The organism is Acinetobacter sp. ACNIH3 (assembly GCF_002918965.1).
GTDB classification, from domain to species: Bacteria; Pseudomonadota; Gammaproteobacteria; order Pseudomonadales; family Moraxellaceae; genus Acinetobacter; species Acinetobacter schindleri.
The window spans coordinates 1-8298 of the sequence record NZ_PQLP01000070.1 but is presented as its reverse complement, the minus strand read 5'-3'; the positions used below and the strand labels follow the sequence as shown (position 1 = coordinate 8298).

Below are 8298 nucleotides of genomic sequence, written 5' to 3'. Positions count from 1 at the left end.
TTGAGGAATATCACGCCATGTGGCGCCTGTACGCAGTTTCCATAAGATCGCTTCCATGATATTTCTACTATTCTTTGAACGGTAGCAACCATGTAATCGCATAGTATCTTGAATTTGCTGCCAGATAGCATCGGTAAGAAGAGTACGTGCCATTGAAAATATAGAAATAAAAATAACTCAAAGGAGGATTTTAAGTATTTAAAACCAATTCTTCAAATGAGGACACGCCCTAATGGTAGGATAAGTATTTAACCTGGCCTGCTCCTTTTGCGAACGTGCAACTTCCACGCCAGCATGTGCCAACATCAACGTTGGAATACTGGTAAATTCAGGCTCCTGGTAAAGTCCGGCCTGTTGAATCAGACTATCCGGAATTTCCCACTCTACATTGGATATATCAAAGCCGAGTAAAGTACGCAGTTTTTGTTGATATTGACGTAACTGGGTTTGTTGCACAATCAGGTTATTCTCTGCAGCTTCCAAATTGGATTGGGCCTGAATCGGATCGGCCTGACTGCTGATCCCGGCTTTGGCTCGCAGATTGGCAATTTCCGCAATTCGTGCAATCCCTTGTTTCTGCTGCTCGGCAATCTTGGTGATTTCCTGATAGCGCTTGATATTGACAATGGCATCTGCCACTTCAAGTGCAATCTGATCCAGGCTAACTAAAACCCGTGCCTGCGCTTCGGCAAGCTTGGCTTCTTCAGTGGTTACGCTGGATTTTACTTGCCAAAATCATATAGCATTTGGGTCGCATTCAGGGAAACTACCTGACGACCGCGCTCACCCTTGGTTAAATCTGCTGTTCCAAATCCACCCGAAATCTGTGGATAGTATTGTGCCTTTGCGACATCAATATTGGCAGCCTGAGAGGACAGCGAAGATATACTTTGTGAAATCTCGGGACGACGCTGAACTGCTGTAAGTACAGCATCCTTGAGATCAATGCGTCTGGGAATGCCCATCGCTGGAATATTATTCTGGGAACGAGTACCATTCTGAAAACCGCCTACTTGGGGCAACTCCTGAACACGTGAGGTATCCAGCTGATAATTACTCAAATCCCGCAGAGCAACCGTATGTGAGGATTTCACAGGTTCAGGGGAGAATAGTTTACTGACCCCTTGTTTGAATCCCTGAAAATATCCCTTTTCCGTATCTGCCGCATAAACCTGAGACATTTGCAAAGGCAATAAATACTCTTTTTTTTCCCTGTAAATTACCCCGAAGTTTATTAATTTTTTTGCTTGCAATAGCATGATTATTGGTGTCGTTTTTAAACTAACTATATACCAAACATATTTTAAAATTGATGATACTAAAATATTTTCGACGAAAAAATCCCACACAACAACGCTAAAGTTGACTGTGTGGGCTTGATTAAGGTAATAAAGCCGAATTACACGGTAAAGTCATCACCCAGATACACTTTTCTAACAGTTTCATTATTCAGGATTTCTTGTGGTGTACCTTCTGCAATCACTGCACCTTCACTGACAATATACGCATGCTCACAGATTGCCAAAGTTTCACGCACATTATGATCAGTAATTAATACCCCAATACCACGATCTTTCAAGGTTGTGATAATGTCTTTAATATCTCCGACAGAAATCGGATCGACCCCGGCAAAGGGTTCATCAAGTAGCATGAATTTTGGATCAGCTGCCAGCGCACGGGCAATTTCCGCACGACGACGCTCACCACCAGAGACACTCATGCCCAGAGAATCTTTGATATGGGTAATCTTAAAGTCTGCCAGCAATTCTGCCAGGCGCTGCTGACGCTGGGCTTTGGTCAATTCCTTACGGGTTTCAAGAATCGCCATGATATTTTCAGCAATGGTAAGCTTCCGGAAAATAGAAGCTTCCTGCGGCAGATAACCAATCCCTTTACGGGCACGTTCATGCATGGCCAAATCTGAGAGATCCAGATCATCCAGATATATTTCACCTTTATCCATACGCACCAGACCAACCACCATATAGAAACTGGTGGTCTTACCTGCACCATTCGGTCCAAGCAAACCAACGATCTGACCACTTTTCATGCTGAAGGATACATCCTTCACCACCCAACGTTTACTATAGTTTTTCGCCAGATGTTTAATGGTTAAAGTTTGAACCTTTGATTCAGCCATTAGTCACGTGCTCCCGGGAAGGATTTAGAACTGGATGGTGGAATCACAATCTGTACACGACCTGAAGAGGAACCAGTTTTATTTGGCGTACCGACAGCTTCAATATCACCCTTATTCATGCTGTATCGAAGCGTATTACCACGGATACTGGCCCCATCCTGTTCCAGGAAGGCATTACCTGTCAGGGTAATAATACCGGTATCAGCATTGTAGACAATCTTCTGTGCCTGACCTTTCGCAATTCCTTTAGCAGCATCAATCTGTTGCTGGAAACGTGCAGGACTGCCATTTGCTGTAATCGTGCTGATTTGCTTCTTGCTATTCAGGTTCGCCACAATTGAGTTTGCCTGAAGTTTCATGGTCCCTTGCTCAATAATGACATTACCGGTATAAGTTGTGATACCGGTACGCTCATTAAAAGTTGCACGGTCAGCTACCAGTGAAATAGGCTGCTGGCGGTCTGAAGGAATTGCCAATGCTGCGAGTGAAGTAAACCCGAGCACAGCAGCAAGCGCAGTACGCTTCAGGAAAGTAGTCGTCATTTTAGGTTTAAGAATTTGGTTCATACTTTCCTCGAATATTAAAAAATTCGTATTGCCCGTCATTTAGATTTGCCTTCAAGCCCTGACTGATAAACTCAGCTTGTGGAGTCGTTACTTCTACAGCTTTATCCGTTTCAATTTCTCGTGTTTTAGGGAAACCTGTTAACTCTTCTGTCTTGAACTGAAGCTGACCATCTTGCAGAATCTTGGTTGCTACCACCTGCTGAGAAAGGATCACTTTAGTATTATCCTTGTACCCATTCACAAGTTTGGCATAAAAAGTAGAATCTACTTTGCCATCCTTGTACATAGAAGCATTCATATTTTCCAGCTTCGAGGTTCTTTTCTGCATATCCTGCTCGAGTCGATCGACTTGAGCACGAACAGCCAGCTCACCTTTTTCATCGGTCTGCGTCAAATTAATATTTTCAGCCGTGGATTTCATACTGCGTGCAGCATCTACCTGAAGCTTATTGCCACTTCCACTGAAATAATAATAACCACCACTTATGGCTGCGAGAATAATCGCGGTTACGTATAAAACTTTAGTATCCATAAGCAGTGTACTTAATCCAGAACGTATAGTTGATTAATATGGCGCACGAGTAAACTTTTCAAGTAATTCTTGGTAAACACCTTTAGACATTAAAAGCATGTCACAGATCTCGCGCACTGCACCACGACCACCCATCGCCTGAGTCACCAGATCGGCACGACGACGTACTTCGACATGACCATTTGGAACTGTCACTTTCATGCCAGCAATCGCAAAAGCTGAGAGGTCAGGCCAGTCATCGCCCATATACAGGCAATCTTCAGGATCGATATTCAACTGAGCGCAAGCTTCTTTGAGGGCAACGCCTTTGTCTTCACGTCCCTGATAGACTAGGTCTACCCCTAAATCAGACATACGTTTTTGTACAATATTACTTTGACGTCCAGTGATGATAATCACTTTAATTCCAGCCTGCTGAACCAGCTTCATACCCAGACCATCACGAATATCAAAGGATTTGATCTCATCTCCCGTATTGGTCAGCGTAACAAAACCGTCACTTAGAATCCCATCCACATCAAGCACCAGTGCTTCAATATGACGTGCCTGCTCTAATAATACATAAGATGCCATCTATTAATTTACCCCAGCCTGAATCAGGTCATGCATACTAATTACACCAATGACTTTATTGGCATCATCAACAACTACAAATTGATTAATTTTACGTTCATTCATACGTTCTAGCGCTGCTACAGCACGTACTTCCTGAGAAATCGTCAGAGGATTTTTGATCATCACTTCTTGAATCGGCAGATTGACATCAAAACCTTGCTGCTTATCAATCAATCGGCGCAAGTCCCCATCCGTGAAAATACCCAACAGAACATCATTTTGATCGACAATTGTGGTTAAACCTAGGCGTTTATTTGAAATTTCGTATAAAACTTGATTCATCGGTGTATCTGGTGACACTTTCGGCAGTTCTGCACCAGTATGCATCAGGTGTTTAACATGCAGTAATAAGCGTTTACCAAGTGCTCCGGCCGGATGTGAAAGGGCAAAATCGTCAGCAGTAAAACCACGTGCATCTAGCAGCGCTACAGCCAGAGCATCGCCTAACACCAGAGTCGCTGTAGTACTTGAAGTTGGTGCCAGACCCAGTGGACAAGCCTCTTGCAGATTACCCAAAGTTAAAGCGACATCGGCATTTTGTGGCATAGGGCCTTTGTCGTCACCACTAATGGTAATTAAAGGAATTTCCAGACGCTTGATCAGAGGCATCAGCATCATGATTTCATCACTTTTGCCTGAGTTTGAAATGGCAATCAGTACGTCACCCGGTACCAGCATCCCAAGATCACCATGCCCTGCCTCGCCCGGATGCATGAAGAATGAAGGCGTACCCGTAGATGCAAAAGTCGCGGCCATTTTGCGGCCAATATGCCCGGATTTCCCCATCCCGGTAATCACCAGACGCCCCTTACACTGCAGGATAATTTCACATGCCTGACTAAAACGCTCATCGATTTGGGCAGCTAAAATCTGTAATGCATGTTCTTCGATACGCAAGGTTTCAAGTGCAACTTTCTGGAAGTCTATTTGATTTGGCATATTTGGTGGGTTCAAAGTAGGTTTACCTTAACTCTATACAGAGTTGACTCAGTCTAGCAAAAAATAATTTTCGCAATTTTATCATATCTATGCAAATGTCAGGTTTCAAAATGTAGAGCTTTTCATAAAACTTAGACAGAATGTTTTGGAATTTTTTTCTTCAATTAGCCTGTAATTGCTCCTATTTAAATCATGTAATTTAATAAAGAATTTATTTTTATATTTTGATTAGGCAATAAAAAACCCTAATCTTTCGATCAGGGTTTTTTGAATTTTGGAGCGGGAAACGAGACTCGAACTCGCGACCCCAACCTTGGCAAGGTTGTGCTCTACCAACTGAGCTATTCCCGCAATATGGGAGTGAATTATAGAGAGTTTCTGCTAACTGTCAACTCTCTATTGATTCAACTGCCGAATTAATCAGCACGACGCCATACAGTTCCTTGACGGGTATCTTCCAGCACCACCCCTTGGTCTAATAAAGACTGGCGGATTTCATCGGCACGAGCAAAGTTTTTCTCTTTTTTGGCATCTTTACGTTGCTGGATCAGATCTTCAATCTGCTCTTCAGACAAGCCTAAAGCTTCCTGACCAATATCAGACTTCAGGAATTCATCGACATTGTGCTGTACCAGACCCAGAATATTGGTGAGATGGCGCAGAGTAGAATAATAAACAGTAGCCTGCTCCTGATTCTGATCTTTTACTGCACGGTTCAGCTCTTTATTCAGTTCAAACAATACAGTAATGGCTTCTGGGGTATTGAAGTCATCACGCATAGCTGTATTGAAGCGCTCAACAAAGTTTTGATCCAGAGTTTCAACCAGTTGTTCGCCATATACTGCTTGATAAGCTTTGAAAGAATGATAGAAACGCATCAGCGTATTTTTCGCTTCTTTTAAAGCTACATCTGAATAGTTCACCGGGCTGCGGTAGTGTGAAGATACGATAAAGTAACGCACTACTTCTGGATGGAATTTTTCAATCACATCACGGATGGTGAAGAAGTTACCTAAAGACTTCGACATCTTTTCACCATCGACATTGATGAAGCCCGCATGCATCCAGTAGTTCACATATTGTTCACCTGTCGCTGCTTCAGATTGTGCAATCTCGTTTTCATGATGAGGGAAGCTTAAGTCAGCACCACCACCATGAATATCAAAATGGTTGCCGAGGCAGCAAGTTGACATCGCAGAGCATTCAATATGCCAGCCTGGACGACCATTACCCCACGGAGAGGTCCAAGATGGTTCGTTTTCTTTGGCGTGTTTCCAAAGCACAAAGTCAAACGGGTGTTTTTTCTCAACTTCAACGTCAACACGCTCAGAAGCACCGGCTTGCATATCTTCTAGCTTACGACCTGAAAGACGACCATATTTGGCAAATTTTTCAACTTCGAAATACACATCACCATTCTTGGCTGGATATGCTGTGCCGTTATCGACAAGGGTACCAATCATATTTTGCATTTGATCGATATAGTCGGTGGCTTTTGGTGCAGCATCTGGTGCAAGACAGCCTAACTTGGCAAAGTCTTCATTCATCGCATCAATAAAACGGCTGGTCAGTGATGAAATGCTTTCACCATTTTCATTGGCACGTTTAATGATTTTATCGTCAATATCGGTGATATTGCGTACGTATTTCACCTGCCAGCCCTGACTGCGCAGGAAACGGATAATATAGTCGAATGCAACCACTGTACGTGCATGTCCGATATGACAGTAGTCATAAACCGTCATACCACAGACATACAGATCAATCTGACCCTCTTTACGAGGCACAAATTCTACTTTTTTACGTTGCTCTGAGTTATATAGAACAAATGGTTGCATAGGTCTTCTAGAATGCTTTTAGAAATGATAGCTCATCTTAACCTAAGCATTATTTTTCATAAAGTTTTAAGATATGTTTTTATGAAATTAGCAAATTCATTAATGAATTTAAGAATTAAAAAAAAAGACCAATATCTAACCAGTCTTTTTTTACTCGCAGTTTTAGTGAATAGCCACCGATTTTGTAGACACCTTTTAGTTAGATAAAATGGCTAATTAACGAGGTGCTTATGAGAAGTAAACGATACCCTGAAGAATTTAAAATTGAAGCAGTAAAGCAAGTTACTGAGAAAGGTCATAGTGTGGCCGAAGTTGCTGCACGTTTAGGAACCACCACCCATAGTCTGTATGCCTGGATCAAACGTTATGATCCACAGCAACCCAAGATAACAGAATCTAATGATCCAAGTGCAGAATTAGCAAAGTTAAAAAAAGAGCTGCAACGAGTTACAGAAGAAAGAGATATTCTAAAAAAGGCCGCGGTGTACTTCGCAAGCCAGTCCAAATGAGGTACGCCTTTATTCAGGACAATCAGCACATATGGCCTGTTCGTCGTTTATGTTCAACTTTAGATGTGCATCACAGTGGTTATTACGCCTGGTTAAAGCAACCCACCAGTAAAACTGCGAGGAAACGGCAACAGCTTTCAGGACTGATTAAACAGTTCTGGCTGGAATCTGGTGGAGTCTACGGCTACCGCAAGATTCACTGTGATTTGAAAGATATTGGTGAAAGTTGCGGGATTAATCGAGTACATCGGCTCATGAAGGCGAATGGTCTTAAATCGCAGCGTGGTTATCGTAAACCTAGAGCTCATGCTGGTGTTCCGGCTGTCGTTGCCGCAAACACTTTAGACCGACAATTTAATCCAACTCAGCCCAACCAGCTGTGGGTGACTGACATGAGAAGCGCTGCTTCGCAAGATATCCGCACTCATGAAGGGTGGCTATATCTCGCGGTGGTGATTGACCTGTTTTCACGTCTTGTTGTTGGCTGGTCTATGAAATCCAGAATCACGGCAGATCTGGTTTTAGATGCGTTATTGATGGCTTTGTGGCGAAGAAACCCAAAGAACAAAGTCCTAATCCATTCTGACCAAGGCAGCCAATATACTAGCCATGAATGGCAGACATTTCTCAAGCATCATAATCTTGAAAGTAGTATGAGTAGACGACTTGCGCAGTATACTGCTCATGCCATGATAACGCTGTTGCAGAAAGCTTCTTCCAGCTATTAAAGCGGGAACGAATTAAAAAGAAAATCTATGCGACCAGGACTGAAGCAAGGTCGGATATCTTTGAATATATTGAGATGTTCTACAATTCAAAACGCAGACATGGTTCCAATGGTCAGCGTTCTCCATTAGACTATGAAAAGGCCCATCAAAAGATGATTATGTGTGTCTAGAATTTTGGTGGCTATTCAGGTTGAGCAATTGCAGAAGCATGTCTCTGCCAAAGGCAGACCGCCCAAGTTAAGCCTGGAGGATCAGGTTCTGCTCTGTCTGAGCTATTGGCGGGAATACCGAACCTTATTTCACATTGCGACGAGTTACGGGGTTTCAGAGCCCACAGCCTCAAGAATTGTCCGTCATGTTGAAGACTGCCTGATTCGGTCCAATCTGTTTAATTTACCCAAAGATTTACCCGAGGGCGAAGGCATCGACTG

The 8298-nt window shown here is 43.0% G+C and carries 11 protein-coding genes, 1 tRNA gene and 1 pseudogene; 4 read left to right on the top strand and 9 right to left on the bottom strand.

Translation table 11 applies throughout. The features are described from left to right. The 9 genes and pseudogenes from C3420_RS15800 to cysS all read right to left on the bottom strand — a co-directional run. A partial coding sequence (locus C3420_RS15800) for a transposase (protein ID WP_146048167.1) occupies positions 1–153 on the bottom strand: 153 nt, incomplete at its 3' end. Positions 154–198: 45 nt separating this feature from the next. After that, a pseudogene (locus tag C3420_RS15795) lies at positions 199–965 on the bottom strand (TolC family protein). 434 nt (positions 966–1399) lie between these two features. After that, positions 1400–2140, bottom strand: a complete 741-nt coding sequence (gene lptB / locus C3420_RS15790) for an LPS export ABC transporter ATP-binding protein (protein ID WP_076753411.1) — start codon at positions 2138–2140, stop codon at positions 1400–1402. Continuing rightward, on the bottom strand, positions 2140–2706 hold the full coding sequence (lptA, locus tag C3420_RS15785) for a lipopolysaccharide transport periplasmic protein LptA (protein WP_004812577.1): 567 nt from the start codon (positions 2704–2706) through the stop codon (positions 2140–2142). Before lptA ends, lptB begins: the two co-directional genes overlap by 1 nt. Continuing rightward, a complete protein-coding gene (gene lptC, locus C3420_RS15780) occupies positions 2690–3238 on the bottom strand; it encodes an LPS export ABC transporter periplasmic protein LptC (protein ID WP_103800992.1) in 549 nt (182 codons plus the stop codon). Before lptC ends, lptA begins: the two co-directional genes overlap by 17 nt. 33 nt (positions 3239–3271) lie before the next feature. After that, entirely contained in the window at positions 3272–3811 is a 540-nt protein-coding gene (locus C3420_RS15775; RefSeq protein WP_008305404.1) for a KdsC family phosphatase, read from the bottom strand. 3 nt (positions 3812–3814) lie between these two features. Further along, on the bottom strand, positions 3815–4792 hold the full coding sequence (locus C3420_RS15770) for a KpsF/GutQ family sugar-phosphate isomerase (RefSeq protein ID WP_103800991.1): 978 nt from the start codon (positions 4790–4792) through the stop codon (positions 3815–3817). Positions 4793–5067: 275 nt separating this feature from the next. Then, positions 5068–5143 (bottom strand) — tRNA-Gly (locus tag C3420_RS15765). Between the two features lie 65 nt (positions 5144–5208). Next, positions 5209–6630 carry a cysteine--tRNA ligase gene (gene cysS, locus C3420_RS15760; protein ID WP_103800990.1) on the bottom strand — a complete coding sequence of 474 codons (1422 nt, stop codon included), beginning with the start codon at positions 6628–6630 and terminating at the stop codon, positions 5209–5211. 230 nt (positions 6631–6860) lie between these two features. Between cysS and C3420_RS17715 the strand changes: the two genes are divergently transcribed. The 4 genes from C3420_RS17715 to C3420_RS15750 form a co-directional block, all read left to right on the top strand. Continuing rightward, a complete protein-coding gene (locus tag C3420_RS17715; RefSeq protein ID WP_228152978.1) occupies positions 6861–7139 on the top strand; it encodes a transposase in 279 nt (92 codons plus the stop codon). Then, positions 7046–7867: an IS3 family transposase gene (locus C3420_RS15755; RefSeq protein ID WP_228152980.1), complete on the top strand. Its 822-nt coding sequence runs from the start codon at positions 7046–7048 to the stop codon at positions 7865–7867. Before C3420_RS17715 ends, C3420_RS15755 begins: the two co-directional genes overlap by 94 nt. An 11-nt stretch (positions 7868–7878) precedes the next feature. Further along, positions 7879–8037 (top strand): IS3 family transposase, encoded by a 159-nt coding sequence (locus tag C3420_RS17710; protein ID WP_228152979.1) that lies wholly within the window; start codon positions 7879–7881, stop codon positions 8035–8037. Further along, positions 8030–8298 (top strand): helix-turn-helix domain-containing protein (locus C3420_RS15750; RefSeq protein ID WP_146048170.1); only part of this gene is annotated, 269 nt, incomplete at its 3' end. The genes C3420_RS17710 and C3420_RS15750, both read left to right, overlap by 8 nt.